We start from the raw sequence: 23,953 nt of genomic DNA, 5'->3' as shown, positions 1-23,953 counted from the left end.
TTACTGCCGAGACATTAAATGGGGAAAATGTTTGCGCACAAGCATGATCAATTCATATTCAAAATCGCTGAGGCCTTTAATTTCTTCCTCTTCTGCAACAGTCGCAACTAAGGGCGCATCAATCATGCCGGCTCCTACCGTTAAATTGCTGAAACGGTCAATAATAATAAACGCACCGGTAAGCTTGTTTTTACGATAAACATCAAACGCCATAGTTTCTGTTAAATTAACATCAACCAAGCCAATTTCATTCATCGCTAACACTTCCGCTGATTTCTCTGCCAAGGTATTCACATCGATGCGATGATGCAGTTTACTGATCTCACCTGTCGTGGTTTTACAGCTAAATTTAAAGTAATATTGCCTGTCGGTTTTTAGTGGGGTGTCATGTAACCAAATTAACTTGGCTCGCATCCGTGATGAAACATGCGGCAACGCGTCTTTTTTTACCAACATACTGCCACGACTAACGTCCATTTCATCATTCAAAGTAAGCGTTACGGCTTGCCCTGCGTTGGCACTTTGCAAGTCACCATCAAAGGTCACGATGCTTTTGATGGTAGACACGGTACCCGCTGGCAATACCCGCACGGTATCACCTACAGCGATATTGCCGGAAGCAATAGTGCCTTGGAAACCACGAAAATCGGCATTTGGGCGGCTAACAAGTTGTACCGGGAATCGAAAATCGTCATTCTCAGCCAGCGTTAATTCCATATTTTCAAGATACTGCATCAAGGTTGAGCCACGGAACCAGCTCAGTTTTTCACTGGGATGCACCACATTATCGCCCTCTAAGGCCGAAATAGGCACGAAACGGATATCGGGGATGTCTAAAGCCCCAGCCAACGCCAGATACTCTTCTTGAATGGCCTTGTAACGGGCTTGAGAGTAATCTACTAAGTCCATTTTATTAATGGCGACAATCACGTGCTTAATACCCAGCAAGGAACAGATGTAGCTGTGTCGCCGCGTTTGGGTTTGCACGCCTTTACGTGCATCCACCAGGATTATCGCTAAATCACAGGTCGACGCACCAGTGGCCATATTACGCGTGTATTGCTCGTGGCCTGGCGTATCGGCGATGATAAATTTCCGTTTCTCAGTTGAAAAATATCGGTAAGCCACATCAATGGTGATGCCCTGCTCACGTTCAGATTGTAAGCCATCGACCAGCAGGGCTAAATCGACACGCTCGCCTTGAGTACCCACTTTTTTACTGTCTTCAGTGATAGCCGCAAGCTGATCTTCAAAAATCATTTTGCTGTCATGCAACAAGCGGCCAATCAGGGTACTTTTACCATCATCCACACTGCCACACGTAATAAAGCGCAGTAATTGCTTGTTTTCGTGCTGCTTTAAGTAGGCCAGAATATCCTGCTCTATTAATTCTGAGGTATGGCTCATTAGAAGTACCCTTCCATTTTTTTCTTTTCCATCGAACCGGTGCTGTCGTGATCAATCACCCGACCTTGCCGCTCTGAGGTTTTGGTTAACAACATTTCTTGAATGATTTCAGGTAAGGTTGCCGCTGAGGATTCAACAGCACCCGTTAACGGATAACAACCTAGGGTACGAAAGCGTACACTTTTCATGCTGGGTGTTTCGCCGGGTTGTAACGGCATTCGCTCATCATCAACCATAATTAGGGTGCCATCGCGTTCCACCACAGGGCGCGGTTTAGAGAAATACAAATCTGGGATTTGGATATTCTCAAGATAAATGTATTGCCAAATATCTAGTTCGGTCCAGTTTGATAACGGAAACACGCGAATGCTTTCGCCTTTATCAACTCGACCATTAAAAATATTCCACAGCTCTGGCCGTTGATTTTTAGGGTCCCAGCGATGATGCTTGTCGCGAAACGAGTAAACACGTTCTTTCGCACGAGATTTTTCTTCATCACGCCTTGCACCGCCAAAAGCAGCATCAAATTTGTATTTATCTAAGGCTTGCTTTAAGCCTTGGGTTTTCATGATATCGGTATGCTTGCTGCTGCCATGCTCAAAAGGGCTGATATTCATGGCTAAGCCTTCTGGGTTTTGATGTACCAATAAATTTAAGCCCAGATCGACAGCAATTTGATCACGAAACGCAATCATCTCTTTGAATTTCCACGTGGTATCAACATGTAACAGTGGAAAAGGGATTTTGCCGGGGTAAAACGCTTTACGTGCCAGATGCAATAACACCGACGAGTCTTTACCTACCGAATAAAGCATCACCGGATTATCAAACTCGGCTACCACTTCACGGAAAATTTGAATCGATTCGTTTTCGAGGGCTTTTAAATGGCTTTGGCTACTTGCTGCCATGATAACTCCGCCTGCGTCTAAGTAAGTGTTTATAGCTTACCAGAACAAATCAAAACCGAATTATCTTGTTTTGGAATATCTTATTTCCAACAACAGGTCCGACCGCACTCAGACACCGGTAAGAGCTCCAACCAGTACCGGAGTGTGGTCGGAGGTCAGAGCGGTGTCTGAGTGTGGTCTGAGGAGTCTTTAGCGGAAGGTTTTTAGGGTGGCGATAATTCGTGCACAGGCTTTGCCATCACCATAAGGGTTATGGGCGAAGCTCATGCTGTCGTAGTAGGGTTTGTCACTGAGTAAGCGAGTGACTTCAGCCACAATTTTAGCTCTATCTGTACCCACCAACTTCACGGTACCGGCATCAACCGCCTCTGGCCGCTCGGTCGTGTCACGCATCACTAAAACCGGTTTGCCAAGTGACGGGGCTTCTTCTTGAATACCACCGGAGTCGGTCAGTACCAAGTAACTTCTGCTCATCAAATACACAAATGGCAGATAATCTTGTGGCGCAATTAAATGCACGTTTGATACATCACTCAGTAAACGATAAACCGGCTCGCGCACATTGGGGTTTAAATGAACTGGATACACAATATCGCAATCCGAGTATTGCTTAGCAATATCCGCTAGCGCAGCACAAATTTGCTCAAAACCACCGCCAAAACTTTCACGGCGATGGCCTGTTACCAAAATCATGCGGCGATCGTCTTTTACAAAAGGAAATTGCTTGGCAAAACTGGCGCTTAATTCTGGGCTGTTATCAATTTTGTCGACAACTTGCAGTAGCGCGTCAATCACCGTATTCCCCGTAATAACGATGTTAGCGGCAGCCAGGTTTTCCGCTAATAAGTTATCCGCAGAGGTTTGCGTCGGCGCAAAGTGCAAGCGGGTTAAAGCGCCCGTTAACTTACGATTGGCTTCTTCAGGCCAAGGGCTATAAATATTGCCGGTACGAAGGCCGGCTTCGACATGACCTACCGCAATTTTTTCATAATAGCAGGCTAAGGCCGCGGCAAAAGTAGTGCTGGTATCACCGTGTACTAACACGATATCGGGTTGAAACTCGCGCAGTACCGGTTTGATGTTAAGCAAAATACTGGTAGTAACGTCATAGAGATCCTGCCCGGCTTTCATGATGGCTAAGTCGTATTCAGGTTCGATACTGAATAGCTGTAGTACCTGATCCAGCATTTCACGGTGCTGACCGGTAACACAAACACGGCTATCAAAGGCCGCATCTTGTTTTAATTGATTAACCAATGGTGCCATTTTGATGGCTTCAGGGCGTGTGCCAAACACACTTAAGACTTTGATCATATCGCTTTCCTTTTCATTTGCTCGCGCCTTCATTAGGCTTTTTTACCCATTACTGGACAAACCAGTACCGGAGTGCGGTCAGAGGTGTGACCAGTACCGGAGTGTGGTATGACCTCAGTGCTTTGGCGTATTATTCGATTTCTTCAAGAAAATCTAACATATCATCGTCTAGCGTTTCTTCAGGCTGTGGTGGATTACCATCGTAAATTTTAAAGATCTGACGCTGATAATAACTTTCTTTTACAAACGAGTAGGGATCCAGCGAGTCGTTTAACATATTTTCGACTTGCATTAACTGCTCACGACCGTCTAATGCACCAATTACGGCACGTGAAATGGTTAACGGCGTGTTTAATAAGCTTAATGGGAAATACAAATTATCAACCAATGAGCCGGCTGTATCTCTTACCGTGGTAGGCCCACGCGCAGGGATCATCAAAAATGGGCCATCGCCAATCCCCCATACCGCCATGGTTTGGCTGAAATCTTCTTCAGCATTGGTCAAACCAATATTGGTTGCCACATCAAATAAGCCAAAAAAACCGGTGGTGCTGTTTAACACAAAACGGCCAACGCTTACGGCTGCTTTCTTGGGTTTGGCTTGCAATACGCTGTTGACGAAGCTAGCTGGCTCACCTAAGTTATTGACTACATTACTTAACCCTTTACGTGCCGGTTTTGGCACTACCGTGATGTAGCCTACGGTTAGCGGTCTAAGTAAATAGGCGTCTAACACATCGTAATTAAAATCCCAGAGCGGACGGTTAATACGCTCTAGTGGATCTCGTACATCAACATAGGCGGGCTGAGTGTTATTCGCTGTTGCAGCTTGCTGCTCGCTTGGTGCGCTAGCACAGGCCGTTAAGCTGAGCACACCGCCTATCATTAGGGCTCGAAAAAAGAATAAAGACATATTACTGTTCCAAAGTTAATTGTACGGATACTACCGGTTGCTCAAAACTTAGCACCGCTGACACCACTTCTACATCTTGCGCAGAGCGCTCAACTGTTCCTGAAACAGCCATACGGGCAACAACTTGAATAAGATTAGTTTGCTCGATATTCCAGCCCGCTTGCATTGCATCGGCTGCAGATAAGCTGATTTCGGTTACACCAGCAACTAGTGGCAAGCGCTTCGCAGCTAATGGAATAGCCGGGCCTTCTGCCGCACGAGCAAACACGAACAATGAAGCACCAGGATGAGCGGCGGCTAACTCTGCGCCAACACTAACCTGAACCTTTACTTCACGAACAAAGGCTGCGTTTTGCTCGGCAGTGCCGACCGTTGCAGGGGCATTTAATTCGGCTAAACGTGCATTCACTACCTCTAAACGTGGATCATCAGGTGCTAAGCGCGATGCCAATAATTGCCAAGCGGCTATCGCTTCGGCATTATCGCCACGCTCATAAGCAATTAACGCCATTAATGAAATCGCATCAATATTTTCAGGCTCTTGCATTAACACTCGCGCAACACTTTGGCCGGCTTTGGCTAAGTTCATATCACCGCCCAGCATAATCAAGGCTTGGCTGTAGCTAATTAACAACGGGGTGCGCTCTGGCATTAGCTTTAAAGCGCGCTCAAAAGACTCAATCGCTTCTTCTAGCATCCCCAAGGTCATCCAAACCCGGCCTAATAACATCCAAGCTACCGCATCATCACCTTCATTGGCCAGTTTTGTGCGCAGTGCCAAAGAAAACAGCTGCATATCTTGCTCGTTTAAGGGCTCACCCTCGCCTAGTAATGCGCGTTGACCATAGCTGGCTAAGTTTTGCTGGGCATACTCCCAATCGGATAATTGCCGATAATGGCCATTTTGGCTGTAAACCACCGCCACAATTAACGCCGTCACCAGTACTAAACTGAGGTGTAATACTCGCTGCTGTTTGGGTTGCTTATAACGAATGGCTTGCTGTTCTTGTTCTAAAAACTGCTGCTTTAACTCATTGGCGGCGGTATCAAAATCTTGCTCAGCCAATTCACCGGCATCGCGTGCTAACGCCAATAATTGCATGCGCTCTTCAAAAAGTTGCGCCGGAGTTTGATTATTCTTTGCATCGGCTTTGCGCGGCCAGATAATAAAAAGGGTACTTAACACCAACATGGCGAGTGCACCGGCGGCAAGTTGCCACATCATGATTTTTTACTCCGATAACTGTCGATAATTTGCTCAAGCTGCTGGTTTAACTTTGCTTTTTCGGCAGAGTCGGTAGCAGCGTCATCTAACAACTGCTCTGACCTGTACCGGAGTGCGGTCTGACCAGCTTGGCGTTTAAGTTGAAACAGCAACAATGATAACAACACCAGCACCGGGGCTAGCCACAACCAAATGGTGTAGCGATTGACCGGCGGCTGATAGTGCACAAAGTCACCGTAACGATCGATCATAAAATCTAACACTTGCTGACGGCTTAAGCCTTGTTGCACCAACTCGTAGGTTTTATCACGCATATCTACGGCCACCACGGCATTCGAGTCGGCGATATTTTGATTTTGGCATTGCGGACAACGCAGTTCAGCCGTCAGTTTTAAATAAAGTTGCCGTTGCTGCTCACTTTCAAAAGACAATAACTCTTGGCTCTCTGCTGCACTGGCAGCACTGCTTAAGCCTACGGTCAGAAGGATGCTGCAAAGAAAGGTAAAAAATGGCTTCATGGTTTGGCCGCCCATTGCTGGTAAATCGGCGCGAGTTTGCTGCGCCAAACTTGCGGATTAATATCACCAATATGATGCGCCCTTACAATGCCGTTGGCATCCACGATAAAGTGCTCAGGCGCGCCACTGACCCCTAAATCCAGCGATAAACGCCGCTGTTGATCAAGAATGTTAAATTGGTAGGGATCGCCATTTTGTTGCAGCTTAGTGGCAACCTCTTGCTGTAAGGTTGGCAAATCGAAGACTTGGCCAAACATCGGATCTTCAGGTAACACGTAGTAAAGACCGATAATCCGAATGCCCTGCTCATTACGTAGCTGCGTCATGTAACTGAGCTCAGCATTACAAGTGGGGCACCAAACTCCCCACACATTCAGCAAAAAAGTTTCGCCTTTTAGTGCGTCCGGTGTCCAAGTTTTATTCGGATCCTGTAAATCAGGTAACGAGAAACTCGGCAGCGGCCGGTCGATAATAGCCGAGTCACGCTCACGCGGATCAGAAAACAAGCCACTGAGTAAAAACAGCGACAAGCCTAAAAATAACGCTAAAGGAATATAAAATAACGCCTTACGCATCCGCCGTCTCCCGCACTGGCACTTGCCTGCGATAACGCTTATCAAGCAAAGCGATTAACGCACCTAACGACATTAACAAGCCGCCGAGCCAAATCCATCTGACAAAAGGTTTTACATACACACGGATAGCCCACGCATCGCCCGGTAAGGCTTCACCTAATGACACATACAGATCACGGCTTAAGCGCGCATGCACCGCGGCTTCTGTCATCATCATCCGTTGAATATTGTATTCGCGCTTTTCAGCATGCAGATGCGTTACATAGCGGCCATCCGTGCGTCTTACATCAATTTCTGCGGCTTCACCGCCGTAATTAGGGCCGTTTAGTTTATAAACGTCTTGTAGCTCAAATTCATAATCGGCTAACACCACCTTATCACCGATGGCCATGCGCACATCACGTTCGACACTGTAGGTTTTGGTCATGGCCACACCAATTACCAGCACGGCAAAACCGATATGCGCCATCGTCATACCATAATGCGACGCCTGCAATTTACTTAATCCGGCTTTTACTGAACCGAACTGATCTAATCGCTGATAAATTTCGCTCAGCGCCGATAAGCCTACCCAAGCACCTAACAATAAGCCTAACAACGCCAAGTTTGCGACGACACTTTGCAGTAAACTTAAGGTACCCAAAGCGACAATCAGCGTAGCGATGGCCAGTAACGACATGGGCTTGAGCAAGGGCGCGGCTTTTTGTTGCTTCCAGCGTACCCAAGGCCCTAAACCGAGTAACAGGGCAAACGGGATGGTCAGGTAATAAAACATCTGATTAAAGAACGGCTCACCTATCGAAATAGAGCCTAAGCCTAACTCTTTGTGTACCAATGGAAATAAGGTACCTAACAATACTACTAAGGTAGCGGTTAGTAAGAACACGTTGTTGCTCCACAGCATCACTTCGCGCGAAAAAAGCTGATAACGCGCCTGACTGCGCACCGAGTTCATGCGGCTGGCGTAAAGTAACAATGAGCCACCGATAACGATTAGCAGGAAAATCAATAAGAAAATACCGCGATCAGGATCCGATGCAAACGAGTGTACCGATACCAACACACCAGAGCGCACTAAAAAGGCACCTAATAAACTCAGAGAAAAGGCACCGAGCGCCAATAATACCGTCCAGGATTTAAAGGTGCCGCGCTTCTCGGTAACCGCTAAGCTATGGATTAAAGCCGTACCCACCAACCAAGGCATTAACGACGCATTTTCTACCGGATCCCAAAACCACCAGCCGCCCCAACCTAGCTCGTTATAAGCCCACCAACTACCCAGCATTATGCCCAGGGTCAGGAACATCCAGGCCGCTAAAGTCCAAGGTCTGGCCCAGCGCGCCCAAGTACTGTCAAATTTACCGCCAATTAACGCGGCTATCGCAAAGGCAAACGACACCGCAAAACCGACATAACCCAGATACAACAACGGCGGATGGATAATCATGCCGAAGTCTTGCAGTAATGGGTTTAAGTCACTGCCTTGCACGGGGTAAAACGGTAAGCTGCGTTCAAACGGATTTGACATAAATAAAGAAAAAGCAATAAAACCGATGTTTATCAGCCCCATAATGCCTAAAATTCGCCCTTGCATTAGTAAGGGTAATGCTTTTGAATATTGCGCCACTAAGGCTGTCCAACCGGCTAACATCATAACCCATAACAACATCGAGCCTTCATGTGAGCCCCATACTGCGGTTAACTTGTAGTACCACGGTAAAATAGAACTTGAGTTGGTGGCCACATTAATTACGGTAAAATCATCGTGATAAAAAGACCAGGCTAGCGCCATAAACGCCAGTAAAGTAAATACAAACATACCCACTGATAAGGGTTTGGCTAGTAATAAAGCACGTTCATTGGCGGTAAAGCTGCCCGCTAAAGGCACTAAAGCCAATAATAATGACAGCGCAAAGGCAAAGGTCAGCGCCAGCTGACCGTATTCTGCAATCATCGACTAGCCTCCGTAATTCGCGTTGCTAGCCGCGGGCTGTTGGCTGGGAGGCACATGGCGAATGCCTTTTAGCGCTTCGGCCACCTCTGGAGGCATATATTCTTCATCGTGTTTGGCTAGCACTTCGGTAGCGGCTAACACCGTGGCACTGCGCAACTCACCTTGCGCAACGATACCTTGGCCTTCACGAAATAAGTCCGGCAAAATGCCTTCAAACTCAACCGTGGCGATTTCACCTGAATCGTCGGTTAAATCAAAACGCACTTTTAAACTTTCAGCGTCACGTTGCACTGTGCCGGGCACCACCATGCCACCTAAACGCAGCCGTTGGCCGACATCGGGTTTAATTTTCCCTTCACCAAGGCCCTGAATAAGCTGACCTGGGGTATAGAACAAGTTAATGTTTTGCTGTAAGGCAAATAGCATCGCCCCCACGGCACCAGCAATCAAACTGATTACCAACAACATGGATAACAGGCGTTTCTTTCGTCTTGGTTGCATTAGCTTTGCTGCTCCTGATACTGCTTGATTCGTTGCTCTCTGGCCATTTTTGCGGCGAGGTGCTGCTTAAATTGACGTTGCTGGAAATAACTCCACCACAGCAAGCCCATCAACAACAAATACGTTAAGCCGAAAGATAACCAAACAAAAAAACTGTAACTAATGCCGTTACTGGCCATCGCTAAAAAATCACTGAAGCTAGCAAAGTAGAACGGAAAAACACCAAAAAGTTGCACCGGCAATTCGCTACTCAGTTGCCAAAACGTGTTCAATAAACTGCTCAATAACATGCTATCTCCTCGCTTATGCTTTGCTAACTAACTGTTTAACCCAAGGCCGATGCTGCTCATTTTCGAGGATCGCTGTACGTAAACGCACGCAGGTTAACGCCGCTAATAACAAACTAAACGCCAATAAACTGATTAACAAAGGCCAGAGCATGCTGGGATCGATGGACGGTTTAGCAAACTTAGTGATGGTCGCACCTTGATGCAGGGTGTTCCACCACTCTACCGAAAAATGGATGATGGGTAAGTTAATCACACCAACAACCGCCAATAAACTGGCCACTTTAGCGCCGGTTTGCCGCTCTGAAAAAGCCCCATGAAGCGCCATTACGCCAAAATATAAAAACAACAGAATAAGCTCAGAGGTTAAACGGGCATCCCATACCCACCACGCGCCCCACATGGGTTTACCCCAGGCCATACCGGTTAGCAAAGCAATGGCCGTGTACACCGCACCAATCGGCGCTATGGCTAATACTGCCCACTGGGCCGTTTTAATTTGCCACACCAAGGCAGTAAAGGCTGCGATGGCCATCGCCATATAAGCACCCATCGACATAATGGCCGACGGCACATGAATATGAATGATGCGATAACTGTCTCCTTGCTGATAATCAGTGGGGGTAAAGCCTAAGCCCCAAATATTACCCAACAACAAGGTAAACAAGGCACTACTCATTAACCACGGCGTTAACTTGCCACAAAAATGATATAGCGTTTCTGGTTTTGCTAACGGATCTAACCACTTAAACATATCAGCTCACATTTATCTTTAAAGCGCTGCACACGGCCATAGGCACCAACGCCAGCGAGAACAAAAACATTGCCAATAAGATGGCAATCTGCCCAGTAAAACCTAAACCAATACTGGCCGCTTCAATGGCGGCACTCGCAAAAATTAATAGCGGAATATATAAAGGCAGAATAACCAATGCCAGTAAGATCCCACCTTTATCCGCAGAGACCGTGATACCTGCCCCTAACACGCTGAGTAAGCTCAGCACAGGAGTGCCCAGTAATAACGTTAGCGCCATCGCTTCTAGGGCGGCCCCTTGCATATTCAGCAACAAAGCCACTAGCGGTGATAACAGTAATAACGGCAAACCGGTACTTAACCAATTCGCGGTAATTTTCGCCAGCACAAACGGCATTAATGCCTGCTGCGCCGCCACTAATTGCTCGATCACCCCATTGCGATAGTCGTCTTTAAACAGTCGCTCGGCCGCTAATAACACGCTTAATAGCGCGGCAATCCAAACTATCCCTGGTGCCATTATACGCAGCATATTCGGCTCTGGGCCAACCCCTAATGGAAACAGAGTTAGCACGATAATAAAAAACAACACAGGATTCAGCCAATCCGCTTTTTGCCGAGCCAGTAAACGTAATTCGCGCTGTAAAAAAATGCTAAATTTTACCATCGATAATGGATCTCTAACGCGCGCAAGGCATGATATTCAATACTGAGTGGTTGATGGGTCGTTAAGATTATCGCGCCGCCGCGCTGTAAATGCGCAATAAAATGTTGTTGTAAACTGACAATCGCGGATTGATCTAATGCCGTAAAAGGTTCGTCGAGGATCCAAATTTGCGCAGAGGTAGCCCAAAGCCGGGCTAAGGATACCCGACGCTGTTGGCCGGCAGACAGCATGCGACAAGGAATATCTTCTAAACCGGCTAAACCTAATTCTGCCAGTAACGTAAATTCGTCTTGAATATGCAGATCGCTAGCCGCTTGCCAAAATTGTAAATTTTCAATCGCCGTTAATTGCTCATGAATACCGCTTTGATGGCCGATAAAACATAAGTTGGCGGCGTAATCGCTTAACGCGGCAGGTAAGGGTTGAGCTAAATACTGCAGTTGGCCTTCATCGGGTTGCGCCAAGCCAGCTAGAATTCGCAGCAATGAGCTTTTACCGGCGCCATTTTTGCCTTTGATCTGCAAAAGTTCGCCCGGTTTTAAGTGTAACGACAGATGCTCAAACAGCACGCGATCTTGCTTTACGCAGCTTAAATCAGCAGCATCGAGCAAAATGGGGGCAGTAACAGCAAAGGTGGGTTGTGCTATATTCACAGTCCTCTAACTATCGACGACCAACAAAATTGGGCGCATAGTAGCATAATGCCGCCAGAATACGAATCAGAACCGCTTCGTAAGCTTGATTCAAATCAGCTATTTGCACAACTTGTCGGCAAGTGCCGCTTACAGTTCAATAATCACTGTTAACAAAAGCGGCTTTAACCAACAGAACCTTGAGAGCGTGATGTTACCCTTTAATTTTGGCCAGCTAAACACAAACACCAGCTTAAACCCACAAACGACAGTGAACAGTGGTGTGATTAAACTTGGCAGCGCCGTGCCGTATCCGGCAATGGTGGTCTCAAGCCATACCAATAACATCCCCAATGTGACGCAGCAATTATTACTGCAAAGCCAACAAGGCTTACAACGGCTTGCTTTATCTGCCCTACCACCGTTACCGCTGAATGTGCCGCTGCAACTGAGTTTTAATGCGACAACGGCCGACAAATTGAACGTACGCGTGATGCAGTGGCACGGTAACCCGCAAGCACAGCAATTAACAGCCGCACAAGCCAATTTGTTACTGCAACCTGAGCAGCTAAACCAATTGAGTGCACAATTAGCCAGTGGCAAACCGCTTAATCATTTGGCTGGCCAAGGGGTTAACCCGCACCTCGCCGCGCAATTAGCTACATTACAGTTGGTCAAGTTACCCAGTATCAGTAACGCTTCATCGGCGCAAAGCGCTTTGCAAAACAGCAGTAGCTATAACCTTTCGACAAATAACAACAACCAAGCGGCTAACACACTAACAGCCAATATGCCAAGCCAGAGAGCGGCGATGGCTAACCTGCAAAACGCAGCGGTATTTCAAACGCTAAGCCCCCAGCTACAGCTCGCTTTGCAGCAACCTGCCGTACAAATTTCTGTGTTTCAACAATTACAAACGGCAAGCCCGCTGTTGCAACTGAATAACCAAGTACTCAACCTTAGCCCGCCTGAGCGCCAGCAGCTAAAGCTGTTGCTACAACCTTTGGTTACTCAAGCCACACCCAACCATGCCACTGAGCGAGCGAGTTGGGTGTTACTCATACAACCGTTAAAAGATTTAGGCCAATTTCAACTGCCAGGCAGTGCACTGAACCGGCCACTGCAACTTAGCTTGTCTGATGGTAGCCAATTAACCTTGGGCAGCACGCAACCCCAGAACAAACCTGATGATGCATCACAAAAAAGTACGGCAACACACTTGGCAGCAACGGCAACAGCCCAAACGCAATTAAGCCAGCCCAGCGCGAAAATGTCTGCCGGCGGAAAGCTCAATACCCCGTTACCAGAGGAACCGATGAAAACCGCGATTGTTGATAAGATCCTCAGCCAGTTTGGCCAAAACAGCGAAAGCACGCCAAAACTGCAAGCAGGGCAACCCTATTTTGCTAAATTACAGTTAACTGGCCAAAATGCTCAATTTATTGTGCAAACAGCACAAGGCTTGCTGCAATTGCCACTGACGCTGGCAGCCAAACAACTCTCTGCCATTCCAAGCGATTTGCCCTTACAGTTAAGTTTTAAAGAAACCAAACCCGGCACAATAGAAATTCATATCAAGGTATTAAGCGGCTTACCAGAGAACATTCAGCTAACAGCGAAACAAGCACAATTACTGCAAAATCCCAAACAATTAGCCGCCTTGCAACAAAGCGTGTTGCGCGGTGAAACCATCACCCAGTTAGCGGGCGAGCCGCTTGCGCAGCCGTTAAACGCCCGTTCAGCCACAAGTAACAGTATTGCCAAACATTTATCGCTGATATTATTGCCACCCGCTAATAACAATAAAACCGTTAATGCTAATTTAGCGCAGCAACAGCTCCAAGCAACGGCAGGGGCTAATACGGCTAACAACGCTGCCACCTCCTGGCAATTAAGCGTGCAGCCGCTTGTCAGTGAACACAAAATTCAGCTCGCCAGTCAGCAGTTTGCCAAACCTCTGCCGTTGGGTGCGCAGCCTGCCCCTGCAGCCCCCACCGTAACAAAGTTACAGCCAACCGATGTCAGCAATACACACTGGCGGCAATTATTACCTTTATTACAAAGTGCGCCAGCCACCTTAAGCAGCCTGCCAGACTTACCTGCCGAGGTTCAGCAAGTGTTGAACCTACTACGCCAAGCTCAGCCGGATGGCTCTAAGGTATTAACACCGCCTCAAGTACAAGAACAACTGCAAGCAGCGTTAAACTTTCAACCTTTACAAAGCCAACCTAACATGACCACCTCGGCCGGCACCTTGGCTGTGGCCATTCAATTATTATTAGGGCACTTGTTAAAGCAACCCTCGGGACCATTACGTGAGCCAACGGCGCAGCGTTTAGCGCAAAATATCGGGCAGCTTGAACCGGCGCAAGCCTCTAACTTACTACGAGCACTCGGCAGCCACAGTAGTGCTTTGCAATTGGCACAACTACAAAACGCTGAAGTGCCAGCAAATGTGCAGCAATGGCTGATCCCGTTAGCCTTGCAGCAACAACAAGAAAGCCGAATTAGCCAAATTTTGTTAGAACAAAAAGAACGCGAGCAAAAAGACAGCGAACAAAAACAGCGCTTTTGGCAGTTAACCATGAAATTTGATTTAGCCGATAAAGGCCAATTATTAGCCGTGGCCAAGTTGCAAGATGACGATGTGCAATTACAGTTTTATACCGATCAACCGCAAGCATTACAGCAAGCGCAAAAGTTTTTACCGATCTTAACGGAGCGCTGCAGTGCGCAAGGATTAACCGTGAGTAAAGCGGAATGTCAGTTAGGGAAAATCCCCGATACGCTGGGCAGTAAACGCACCAGTTTAATTTCGACACAGGTTTAAGCGGCAAGTTTAAAAAAGTAACACATTTGCGGCGTGGCCAGCGCGTTATCACACTGGCCACCAAGGTTGTCGCTTACTTAAAACAACAAGTTTTTACCAAAGTAAATGGTAGAGACAGTGTTGATAAAAATAATAGCTAAAATTAATGGAATAAAAGTACCCAGTGAGAAATTCACGTATTTTTGTAAAAATGAGCCGGCAAAGCGCTGATTGCCATCACTAATTTCAGCATCTAAATTCTGTTTTTTCCAGCGGTAAATCACAAAAAGACACAGTAATAAGCCGTTTAATGGCAGGATGGTTTCGTAAAACATATCGTAAATCAGATCAAAGAATGACTTATTGGCACCGCCGTAACTTAGCATATTGCTCAGCCAATCAACACGACCAAACGATAAAGCGGAAACGATAGCTAACGCTACCATCACACTGCCTAAAAGATACAAGGCTTTGCGACGACTGATCCCTTTGCCATCCATAACACTGGCCACTGGCACTTCAATAATCGAGACCAGTGAAGTCATTGCAGCGAAAAACACTAATAAAAAGAAAAACGCGGCAACAAAAGACGCGCCAAAATAACCAATATCGGCCTGTAGCGCTAAAAAGATTTTCGGTAAGAACATAAAGATCATGCCAATACTGGAGGTCGACAGTTCCGAAATTTCAATTTCAGGGTTAAACGAAAACACCGCAGGCAATATTAATAAACCCGAACAACAGGCCACCATTAACGATAAACCCGCCACCGTTTTACCGGCTGAGACGATATTGTCATGTTTTTGAATGTATGAGCCGTACGTAATCAAAATACCCATGGCTAAAGACAGCGAGAAAAAGGCTTGCGCCAGTGCGCCATTGAGAACTTCGCCGGTTAACTTGGTAAAATCAGGGATCAGAAAGAATTTCACACCCAGCATAGCGTTTTCTAAAGTAAGTACGTAAATCACCAACGCAATGAGCATAACAAACAGTGTTGGCATCAGCACGGTGGTGGCTTTTTCAATGCCCTTTTTCACCCCGCCTTGCAAAATTAAGAAGGTTAATACTACAACAAAGGCGAGATAACCAAATAACTCGTTGCTGGTAATAAAATTACCAAACCCTGCAGGATCGGCTAATTGGTCTAGCTGCCCAAAAACGGCTTTACCCAAGTAGCCGGCGATCCAGACGGTAATCACCAAATAGAACACGCCAATCATAAAAGGCGTGATCACCGATAACCAGCCTACGGTGCGCCAAGCGCGGTTTTGGCCAATCTCGGTGTAAGCGCCAAGCGGGTTTTGCCTTGTATGACGACCTAAACTCATTTCGGCCAGCATCACCGGTAAACAAATAAAGAACACGAAAAAAGCGTACATAACGAGGAAAGCTGCGCCGCCGTTTTTACTGGCCATCACAGGGAAAGCGACGAGGTTACCAATACCGACAGCTGAGCCTGCTGCAGCCAGAATAAAACCTAGGCTGGAGCTAAATTGTTCACGTTTCATTGATGCGTGACTCCTGGATAAATGTTGTAGTTATAGTTGTTGTTTTTTACAGTCAGTTGCATGCTAACAGTCTGTTGAAGCAAATCCTAGTCCGAGCAGCAAAGCGCGTACTGCTAATTGGCTTTAAAAAGCAGATCTGCTAAGGTGCAAGCAGTTTATTAACAGCCGAGTTTTATCATGTTATATATGATTTATGCAGAAGATGCGGTAAATAGTCTAGAAAAACGGTTAGCAGCCCGTCCAGACCATTTAGCACGCTTAGAACAGTTAAAATCTGAAGGACGTTTAGTGATGGCAGGCCCGCTGCCGGCCATCGATTCAGACAACCCGGGGGCTGCTGGTTTTACCGGTTCTTTAGTGATTGCTGAGTTTCCCTCTTTAACTGACGCCGAAGCTTGGGCCAAGGCAGATCCTTATTGGGCTGCGGGTGTGTATCAACAAGCCACAGTGAAACCGTATAAGAAAGTATTACCTTAATTTTCGATCAACTTCTCTCAAAGGAATGACAGCATGTCGTCATATATTCTGTTAACGGGTGGTGCTGGTTATATCGGCAGCCACACGGCATTGTGTTTACTGCGTGCGGGTTATCAGGTGATTAGCTTTGATAATTTTAGCAATAGCTCAGATGAAGCGTTAAAACGCGTTGAACAGCTTTCAGGTAAAAGCCTGATCAGTATTAATGGCGACATTCGCGATCAAGCTGCGTTAACCGCTGTTTTTAGCCAATACACTATTTCTGCGGTGGTGCATTTTGCCGGTTTAAAAGCAGTAGGCGAATCCACTGAGCTGCCGCTGCACTACTACGATAACAATGTTGCCGGTACAGTGACCTTATGCCGGGTCATGCAACATTTTAACGTGAAGAAACTGGTCTTTAGCTCGTCGGCGACCGTGTATGGCGATGCTAAAGAAGTGCCGATCAAAGAAACCTCAGCGCGTTCAGCGACCAATCCGTATGGTCAAAGCAAATTGATGATCGAGTATATTTTAGAAGACTTACAACGCGCGGATGACGACTGGTCAATTGCCGTATTGCGCTATTTCAACCCTGTGGGTGCGGATAGCAGTGGGCAAATTGGCGAAGATCCGAACGGTATCCCGAATAATCTGATGCCATTTATTTCACAAGTGGCGGTGGGTAAACGCCAGCAGCTAAGTGTGTTTGGCGATGACTACCCAACCGCCGATGGCACCGGTGTGCGCGATTACATCCATGTGGTCGATTTAGCGCAAGGTCATTTAAAAGCGCTTGAATTTTTACAAAGCTTTAAAGGTATTGAAGCCATCAACTTAGGCACAGGCGTGGGTTACAGCGTGTTAGATATGGTTAAAGCCTTTAGCGATGTGAATAAGGTGCCGGTACCCTATCAAATTGCAGCCCGCAGAGCGGGTGATATTGCCGTTTGCTACGCTGAACCGAGCAAAGCTAAACGCTTACTAAACTGGCAAACTGAGAAAACATTGCAAGATATGGTGCGCGACACCTGGCATTGGCAAAGCAACAACCCCAACGGTTACAAAGCTTAACAACTCCCCCTCCTAAATCACGCTAACCTGTCTCTGGTCTAACCGCACTCTGGGACAGGTTAGACCACACTCCGGTACTGGTCTAACCGCACTTAGAGACTGGTTAGACCACACTCCGGTACTGGTCTGACCGTACTCAGAGACTGGTCAAGCAACACTGAGACAGATTGAGCCACTTAAAGTAGCATTTGGGTGTGTTTATGGGCTGATCAAGCCGAGTTCTAATGCCATTAATACCGCTCTGGTGCGATCGCGAACACCTAGTTTACTTAGGATGGTGGAGCACTGATTCTTTACCGTTCCCTCCGATTTACAAAGTGCATTGGCGATCTCTTTATTACTGTAACCGGCTGCCATTAATTGTAAAATTTGTAGCTCTTTTTCACTTAATGGCTCTAAAGGTAGGGGTTTAGTAAAAGCAGTGGGCGTAGGTTTACGTACTTGGCTAAGTAGCCGCTCAGTGATGTTAGGCTGAAAAAAACTGCCACCGGCCGCTAAGTTTTCAATTGCACTAATTAAAGTGTCTAATGACACATCTTTTAGTAAAAACCCTCGTGCGCCGGCTTGAATACTTTGTAGCACCAAATCATGCTCATCAAAGGTGGTTAATACCAATACAGGGATGGAAATGTCGGCTTGTTGCAAGGCCTGCAAGGTTGCGATGCCATCCATCAACGGCATAGATAAATCGAGTAAGATAACCTCTGGTTTTAACGTTTGACACAGCGACACCACTGGCCGACCATCACTGGCTTCCCCCACTACGTTTACTTTACCCGAAATGGCTAACAAGCTGCGGATCCCATCACGGATCAGCTGTTGATCATCAACCAGCAACACGTTAAGCATTAATCACCTCTTGCGGTAAACGAATTTGCAACTGTAAGGCTCCATTAACTTTTTGCAGGATAAGTTGCCCATGACATTCCGCCACGCGCTCTTGCATGCCCGTTAAACCATTGCCTAACTGCCAATTATCAGCAAGCATGCCGTTATCGGTAATACACAGCAGTAATTCTGCTTTGTCACTATCATGAATAATTTCTGCGCTAAGGCTAAGCGTTGTTGCCTTGGTGTGTTTAAGGGTATTACTGACCGCCTCTTGCACCAGCATCATGACATGTTGTGCTTGAGAGATATTGGGTAGAGTCAGATCTGCTGGGATCGCCAGCTCAATGTTTAAGTGCGCGGGTAAATCGGCCAAGATCGGCTCTAATAGGTGCGCTAGGCTTAAGTCTGCATAATCACGCATTGAGCTTACGGCTTCACGCACATCTGATAACAATAGCTTTGCCAGTTGTAAGCTTTTCTCAACCTGTAAACGTGCTTCACCATCACTGTGATGACGCGCCACTTCTAGTTGTATCGTCAGTGCCGTTAAGTGATGACCTAACAAATCATGTAAGTCACGGGCAATACGGTGACGCTCGCCTTGTCTTGAGGCCGCCAGCAATAAGTGCTGGGCAGCCTGTAACTGTTGATGCTGGCTGGCAATCTTAAGCTTAGCCTGCTGCTCAGCAAATATCGCGCTTTGCATCACAATCGCAAACAAATGAAAGCTGCCAAACAAACTGGCCGAGATCCACAAACTGCGTTGTTCAAACACCGCTTGCAGACTAAACCATACCACCACCACCACAGCAGCTAATAAGATGGCTTTATACTGCGACATAATATGAGGCAGTAAAGACACCCAAATAATGGTTAAAATTGCTAAATAGTCAAAATGCCCAGTCGGTAGCACCCACAATAAACCGAACGCACTGGCTAACTGCACGGCCAATAAATAATGCCCATAACGCTGCTTCAAGGCTAATGACGAGCTCGACTCTTGCGTTAGAAAAATAAAACAGCCGCCATAAAGCAGTAATAACAGCACTACGGGTAGCCAAGGTTGTGGGCCGGGTAAACGCTGCAAAATAAGCAGTGTAATGCCAGAAACCAACAGCCAGGTCAGAACACCGGCTAAGGTTGCAAGAGGAAAAGGTAATTTCATCAACTTATTATGTCTGTTCTAGCTTTAACTGCAATAGGCCAGAAGTCATATTTTAAAGTGCTGACTTCTGGCACCTGTATTGATTGCTTATCCGCTCTACACTGCGTAAACATTATTACAGGGAGCATCACAATGTCATTTATTCATACTATTTTGCTGTACAGTCATATTTTCTTAGGCGCACTTTGTTTAGTACTGTTTTGGGTCCCTGTGATCTGTGGCAAAGGCACTAAACTGCACAAGTTATCTGGGCGTTATTACTACTTTATGATGGTGTTTATTGCCGGTTCTGGCATTGTCATGAGCCTCATGGTGTTATTCGACCCGGCGCAGGTGTACCTTAAAGGGGCAATATTACCGGCAGAAAAACTGGCAAAATTTGTCAGTGAAAGGCGGCATTTTTCAGCTTTTTTACTGTTGCTAAGTGTTTTAACGTGGGTAACGGTTCGTCATGCTTATGTGGTATTAAAAGTTCAAGCCGAGCGGCAACCTTTACGCACATGGCACTACCTATTACCGGTAGTCAGTTTAATGCTTGGCAGCCTTTTTATGCTCGGATATGGTTTTAATACTGGCACTTGGCTATTTATGATTTTTGCTATGGTCGGAGTTTTTACGAGTACTGGGATCGTTCGCTATGTCTTTCGCGCTGAGCTTGCAAACCGGCAATGGATTATCGAGCATTTCAGCTCAATGATCGGTTCAGGTATTGCTTTGTATACCGCTTTTTTCGCTGCCGGTGGTCGTAAGCTACTCTCGGAGCTAATCAGCCGTGAATGGCAATTGGCAACTTGGCTTATCGCTCCAATAGTGGGCACTTTAGCCATTTCATTATTGACCAAGCACTTCAGCCGCAAGTTTCGCGTTAGCCCTTCAACAAAATAACTTATTCGCAGGTCATACCGGTCTCTTAGTGCGGTTGAACCTGTCTCGGAGTGCGGTCAGACCAGTACCAGAGTGTGGTTGGACCTGTCTCTGAGTGTGGTCTTACCTGTCTCGGAGTGCGGTTGGACCAGTTGTGGTTATTAGTAAAAGCTTATTTTGACAGTCAGTAGCGCTTTGCCCTAACATCAGGTACATGTAAGCGACAATGGCGAAATAGATGAGCGTATCACTGCAAGATAAAGTTGTGTGGATCACCGGGGCTTCTGGTGGTATTGGTGAGGCCTTGGCGCACGAGCTAGCAAAAGCCGGTGCCAAGGTAGTGCTTAGTGCGCGGCGTGAAGCGGAATTACAACGGGTGCAGCAAAGCTTGCTTGCACCCGAGCGACACCTGTGTGTGCCATTGGATGTTTGCGATGAAGCACGGCAGCAACAAGCACTCGACGCTATTGTCGCACATTATGGCCAGGTAGATTGGTTGATCAATAATGCGGGGATCAGCCAACGAGCCATGGTGATGGATACCAGCGCAGCAACCGATCGCAAAATTATGGAAATCGATTACTTTGCGCAAGTGGCATTGAGCCGGCGTGTTTTAGCCGTCATGTTAAAGCAAGGTCATGGCCAACTGGTGTTTATCTCTAGCGTGGCGGGTTTAGTCGGTACGCAGTTTCGTGGCAGCTATTCAGCGGCGAAAGCAGCACTGCATTTATGGGCGAACAGTGCCCGCGCTGAGCTTTATGAACAAGGGATCCGTGTTGCGGTGGTGTTTCCGGGCTTTGTAAAAACCGCAGTTTCGATGAATGCGTTAACAGGCAATGGCGAAGCCTTAGGTAAGATGGATGATGCGCAAGCACAAGGCATGTCGGCGGAAGAATTTGCCAAAATTACCGTAAAGGGGCTGTGCCGCGGTAAAAGTTACTTGGTGGTTGGCGGTTTAAAAGAGAAATTTGCCAGCGTGTTGGGGCGTTTTGCTCCAGAGCTGCTGTATAAACTGATCCGAAAAAGTAAGGTGCGTTAATCTAGTATTGGCAGTTAAGGTGCAATGCTATAACTGACTGCTTATGACACGGCGTTTATCTGCTGAGCTAAGCGAAAAACCGCAGGCCCGTCGTCGTCAATCTCAGCAGTGCAAAAGCGGCGGGTTGTTAAACTGTCTTTCAAGCAGCCCACGTAAACTGAATTTTCGCACTCACCTAATGGCCTTAACAGCCATTAAGTGAGTGTTTTATTTGATTAAGACGGCTTTCTGCTCGATTTACGATCCGCTGCCGGACGCTTATCCGTGGCGACTTTTTTATCCGCTGATGGCTTCTTTTCTGCCGCTTGGAACTTGCGTACTGCGCGTTTCATGCTGGCCATACGACGACGACGCTCGGTGCGGTCTTCAGCTTTCACCAAGGTTTGCGTTTCGGCAGGCATATGCACTAGTTTGCGTAAGTAATTTACTTCATCCAGTGGATATTCGGCATAACCACCAGCAGGTAAATGTTTAGGTAGGAGTAAATCGCCGTAACGCACGCGGATCAAACGGCTGACCACAGCACCTTGTGATTCCCACATCCGGCGTACTTCACGATTACGGCCTTCGGTTAACACTACATGGAACCAGCGATTAATGCCCTCACCCGGTAACGCTTTGATTTTTTTGAAGTTGGCTTTACCATCTTCTAACTCAACGCCGGTACGTAAACGTTGGATCATCGCATCGTTGATCTCGCCAAATACCCGTACGGCATATTCACGTTCAACTTCAAATTTTGGATGCATTAAGCGGTTAGCTAACTCACCGTCGGTGGTGAACAACAACAAACCCGAGGTATTAATGTCTAAGCGACCAATAGCAATCCAACGTGCGCCTTTGATATTTGGCAAACGTGAAAACACCGTAGGCCGACCTTCCGGATCGGTACGCGAACAAATCTCACCTTCTGGTTTATGATAAGCCAATACGCGGCAGATCTGTTGCTCTTCACTGGCGATTTGCACGGGGTGGCCATCAACACGAATAGCTTGGGTGGGCTCTACGCGATCACCTAAGGTGGCCGGTTTGCCATCTACCGAAACACGACCACGGCTGATCCAATCTTCCATTTCGCGGCGTGAACCTACACCAGCACGGGCTAAAACTTTCTGTAACTTTTCACTCATTAGTGGAGCTCTCCTGTCATCTCGACGGTGGATAAGGATTCTGCCGTTTCATCCGTTAGCAAAGCTTGAAACTCAGCTAATGGCGGCAATTCATTTAAATGTGTTAAACCAAAATAATCTAAAAACGTAGCCGTTGTGGCATACAACGCCGGTCGACCTGGCACTTCCTTTTGCCCAACCACTTTAACCCAGGCGCGCTCGGTTAAGGTGCGAATAATTTGTGTACTCACCGACACACCCCGGATCTCTTCAATTTCACCCCGGGTGATCGGTTGACGATAAGCAATCAAGGCCAAGGTTTCTAATACCGCACGCGAATATCGTGGTGAACGCTCAGGCCATAGTTGGGCTAGCGCATCACTTAATTCTGGGCGAGTATGAAAACGAAAACCACTTGCTGTTTCGACTAACTGAATACCACGCGCACTGTAATATTGTTGTAACTGCGTTAGGCTTTGTGAGAGTTTTCGGCTACTTACGGCAAAATCGACCAAGACTGTCGCTTGCAGTTCTGCCCGACTTAACGGCTTATCTGCCGCAAAAATAGCGGCTTCGAGTAACTGCAGTAATTGAACGTCATTTAGTTTGCGCGCCATTATGCCTCATTAATCGTCAGTTTGACATGAATTTGTGCAAGCGGCGCCACCTGCGTCAGTTCGATTAACTTCTCTTTGGTCAGCTCTAAAATCGCTAAAAAGCTCACCACAACGCCTTCGCGGCCTTCTTGCAGTTCAAAGCAATCGCTAAAGGCCACAAAACCCTGCCGCTGCTGTAATAACGCTAAAATACGGCTCATCCGCTCGCGCGTCGATAAGTGTTCGCGTTTGATATGATGATGCTGCAGTGCTTGCGACCGTTTTACCACGTCTTTTAACGCCGCCAGTAACTCAGTAAAGTCGACTTCAGGTAAAATCAGGAGTGGGCTAAAGTTATCAGCTAAACTGGCTTTCGCCGTGAAAAAATCTCGCTCAGCACGGGGTAAGACATCTAAATCACTGGCCGCTTGTTTAAAAATTTCATATTCCTGCAAACGACGCACTAATTCGGCACGCGGATCTTGTTCGTCTTCCTCCGCGGCCTGACTGCGCGGCAGCAATAAGCGCGATTTAATCTCTGCCAGCATGGCGGCCATGACTAAGTAATCGGCAGCCAATTCGAAGTTTAACTCCTGCATCAGGTTGATATATTCCATATATTGCAGGGTAATTTCATTCACAGGCAACGCCACTAAATCAAATTTGTGCCGTCTGATCAGGTACAGTAAAAAATCTAAAGGCCCCTCAAACGCATCGAGTAACACTTCTAGCGCATCAGGGGGAATATAGAGGTCTTCTGGCCGCTCTAACACCGCTTCGCCGCGCACATAAGCCAACGGCAAAACCTGCTGAATGGTGAGGCTGTTAAAGGGCTCGCTCATGT

The 23,953-nt window shown here is 47.0% G+C and carries 24 protein-coding genes; 5 read left to right on the top strand and 19 right to left on the bottom strand.

Annotated features, from left to right (window positions below):
• The 13 genes from cysN to ccmA form a co-directional block, all read right to left on the bottom strand.
• Entirely contained in the window at nt 1–1,407 is a 1,407-nt protein-coding gene (gene cysN / locus ORJ01_RS11905; RefSeq protein WP_306178206.1) for a sulfate adenylyltransferase subunit CysN, read from the bottom strand.
• Complete coding sequence (gene cysD, locus ORJ01_RS11900) at nt 1,407–2,315, bottom strand: sulfate adenylyltransferase subunit CysD (RefSeq protein ID WP_306178205.1); 909 nt, start codon at nt 2,313–2,315, stop codon at nt 1,407–1,409. Before cysD ends, cysN begins: the two co-directional genes overlap by 1 nt.
• A gap of 189 nt (nt 2,316–2,504) precedes the next feature.
• Complete coding sequence (gene wecB, locus ORJ01_RS11895; protein ID WP_306178204.1) at nt 2,505–3,629, bottom strand: non-hydrolyzing UDP-N-acetylglucosamine 2-epimerase; 1,125 nt, start codon at nt 3,627–3,629, stop codon at nt 2,505–2,507.
• 130 nt (nt 3,630–3,759) lie between these two features.
• Nucleotides 3,760–4,542, bottom strand: a complete 783-nt coding sequence (locus ORJ01_RS11890; protein WP_306178203.1) for a VacJ family lipoprotein — start codon at nt 4,540–4,542, stop codon at nt 3,760–3,762.
• Between the two features lies 1 nt (nt 4,543).
• Nucleotides 4,544–5,767 (bottom strand): c-type cytochrome biogenesis protein CcmI, encoded by a 1,224-nt coding sequence (gene ccmI, locus ORJ01_RS11885; protein ID WP_306178202.1) that lies wholly within the window; start codon nt 5,765–5,767, stop codon nt 4,544–4,546.
• Nucleotides 5,764–6,285 carry a cytochrome c-type biogenesis protein gene (locus tag ORJ01_RS11880; protein WP_306178201.1) on the bottom strand — a complete coding sequence of 174 codons (522 nt, stop codon included), beginning with the start codon at nt 6,283–6,285 and terminating at the stop codon, nt 5,764–5,766. Before ORJ01_RS11880 ends, ccmI begins: the two co-directional genes overlap by 4 nt.
• Complete coding sequence (locus tag ORJ01_RS11875) at nt 6,282–6,860, bottom strand: redoxin family protein (RefSeq protein WP_306178200.1); 579 nt, start codon at nt 6,858–6,860, stop codon at nt 6,282–6,284. Before ORJ01_RS11875 ends, ORJ01_RS11880 begins: the two co-directional genes overlap by 4 nt.
• Complete coding sequence (locus tag ORJ01_RS11870; protein WP_306178199.1) at nt 6,853–8,814, bottom strand: heme lyase CcmF/NrfE family subunit; 1,962 nt, start codon at nt 8,812–8,814, stop codon at nt 6,853–6,855. The genes ORJ01_RS11875 and ORJ01_RS11870 overlap by 8 nt, the downstream gene beginning before the upstream one ends.
• 3 nt (nt 8,815–8,817) lie before the next feature.
• A complete protein-coding gene (gene ccmE / locus ORJ01_RS11865) occupies nt 8,818–9,315 on the bottom strand; it encodes a cytochrome c maturation protein CcmE (protein ID WP_226750187.1) in 498 nt (165 codons plus the stop codon).
• Nucleotides 9,315–9,605, bottom strand: coding sequence for a heme exporter protein CcmD (gene ccmD, locus ORJ01_RS11860; protein WP_306178198.1), 291 nt, complete (start codon nt 9,603–9,605; stop codon nt 9,315–9,317). Before ccmD ends, ccmE begins: the two co-directional genes overlap by 1 nt.
• Before the next feature lie 13 nt (nt 9,606–9,618).
• Entirely contained in the window at nt 9,619–10,356 is a 738-nt protein-coding gene (locus tag ORJ01_RS11855; RefSeq protein ID WP_306178197.1) for a heme ABC transporter permease, read from the bottom strand.
• Nucleotide 10,357: 1 nt separating this feature from the next.
• Entirely contained in the window at nt 10,358–11,023 is a 666-nt protein-coding gene (gene ccmB / locus ORJ01_RS11850) for a heme exporter protein CcmB (protein ID WP_229584390.1), read from the bottom strand.
• Nucleotides 11,017–11,676 (bottom strand): cytochrome c biogenesis heme-transporting ATPase CcmA, encoded by a 660-nt coding sequence (gene ccmA / locus ORJ01_RS11845; protein WP_306178196.1) that lies wholly within the window; start codon nt 11,674–11,676, stop codon nt 11,017–11,019. Before ccmA ends, ccmB begins: the two co-directional genes overlap by 7 nt.
• A 190-nt stretch (nt 11,677–11,866) precedes the next feature.
• Here ccmA and ORJ01_RS11840 point away from each other — a divergent pair, with 190 nt between their 5' ends.
• Nucleotides 11,867–14,485, top strand: a complete 2,619-nt coding sequence (locus tag ORJ01_RS11840) for a flagellar hook-length control protein FliK (RefSeq protein WP_306178195.1) — start codon at nt 11,867–11,869, stop codon at nt 14,483–14,485.
• Between the two features lie 77 nt (nt 14,486–14,562).
• Here ORJ01_RS11840 and ORJ01_RS11835 read toward each other — a convergent pair whose 3' ends face one another.
• Nucleotides 14,563–15,975 (bottom strand): sodium-dependent transporter, encoded by a 1,413-nt coding sequence (locus ORJ01_RS11835; RefSeq protein ID WP_226750193.1) that lies wholly within the window; start codon nt 15,973–15,975, stop codon nt 14,563–14,565.
• Between the two features lie 177 nt (nt 15,976–16,152).
• On the opposite strand from ORJ01_RS11835, the gene ORJ01_RS11830 reads away from it, so the two are divergent.
• Both ORJ01_RS11830 and galE read left to right on the top strand, forming a co-directional pair.
• A complete protein-coding gene (locus tag ORJ01_RS11830) occupies nt 16,153–16,452 on the top strand; it encodes a YciI family protein (protein WP_226750194.1) in 300 nt (99 codons plus the stop codon).
• Nucleotides 16,453–16,485: 33 nt separating this feature from the next.
• Nucleotides 16,486–17,505: a UDP-glucose 4-epimerase GalE gene (gene galE / locus ORJ01_RS11825; protein WP_306178194.1), complete on the top strand. Its 1,020-nt coding sequence runs from the start codon at nt 16,486–16,488 to the stop codon at nt 17,503–17,505.
• 198 nt (nt 17,506–17,703) lie between these two features.
• Here the strand turns inward: galE and ORJ01_RS11820 are convergent, their stop codons facing one another.
• Together ORJ01_RS11820 and ORJ01_RS11815 are read right to left on the bottom strand one after the other, a co-directional pair.
• Nucleotides 17,704–18,354 (bottom strand): response regulator transcription factor, encoded by a 651-nt coding sequence (locus ORJ01_RS11820; protein WP_306178193.1) that lies wholly within the window; start codon nt 18,352–18,354, stop codon nt 17,704–17,706.
• Nucleotides 18,347–19,501 carry a sensor histidine kinase gene (locus ORJ01_RS11815; protein WP_306178192.1) on the bottom strand — a complete coding sequence of 385 codons (1,155 nt, stop codon included), beginning with the start codon at nt 19,499–19,501 and terminating at the stop codon, nt 18,347–18,349. Before ORJ01_RS11815 ends, ORJ01_RS11820 begins: the two co-directional genes overlap by 8 nt.
• Before the next feature lie 132 nt (nt 19,502–19,633).
• On the opposite strand from ORJ01_RS11815, the gene ORJ01_RS11810 reads away from it, so the two are divergent.
• The gene (locus ORJ01_RS11810; RefSeq protein ID WP_306178191.1) at nt 19,634–20,386 is read left to right on the top strand and encodes a hypothetical protein; all 753 of its coding nucleotides are present in this window, start codon (nt 19,634–19,636) and stop codon (nt 20,384–20,386) included.
• Nucleotides 20,387–20,603: 217 nt separating this feature from the next.
• On the top strand, nt 20,604–21,404 hold the full coding sequence (locus ORJ01_RS11805) for an SDR family NAD(P)-dependent oxidoreductase (RefSeq protein WP_306178190.1): 801 nt from the start codon (nt 20,604–20,606) through the stop codon (nt 21,402–21,404).
• Nucleotides 21,405–21,619: 215 nt separating this feature from the next.
• On the opposite strand, the gene rluB is transcribed toward ORJ01_RS11805, so the two are convergent.
• The 3 genes from rluB to ORJ01_RS11790 are packed head-to-tail and all read right to left on the bottom strand — an operon-like array spanning nt 21,620 to nt 23,951.
• On the bottom strand, nt 21,620–22,534 hold the full coding sequence (gene rluB, locus ORJ01_RS11800) for a 23S rRNA pseudouridine(2605) synthase RluB (protein WP_226750200.1): 915 nt from the start codon (nt 22,532–22,534) through the stop codon (nt 21,620–21,622).
• Nucleotides 22,534–23,130, bottom strand: a complete 597-nt coding sequence (gene scpB, locus ORJ01_RS11795; RefSeq protein ID WP_306178189.1) for an SMC-Scp complex subunit ScpB — start codon at nt 23,128–23,130, stop codon at nt 22,534–22,536. The genes rluB and scpB overlap by 1 nt, the downstream gene beginning before the upstream one ends.
• Nucleotides 23,130–23,951 carry a ScpA family protein gene (locus ORJ01_RS11790; protein WP_306178188.1) on the bottom strand — a complete coding sequence of 274 codons (822 nt, stop codon included), beginning with the start codon at nt 23,949–23,951 and terminating at the stop codon, nt 23,130–23,132. The genes scpB and ORJ01_RS11790 overlap by 1 nt, the downstream gene beginning before the upstream one ends.
• Nucleotides 23,952–23,953 lie beyond the last annotated feature (2 nt).

The sequence above is a fragment of the Alishewanella sp. SMS8 genome, from assembly GCF_030737935.1.
Taxonomy (GTDB): domain Bacteria; phylum Pseudomonadota; class Gammaproteobacteria; order Enterobacterales; family Alteromonadaceae; genus Alishewanella; species Alishewanella maricola.
Note: the sequence above shows the minus strand (reverse complement) of the source record. Positions and strands in the feature narration are given on the sequence as shown.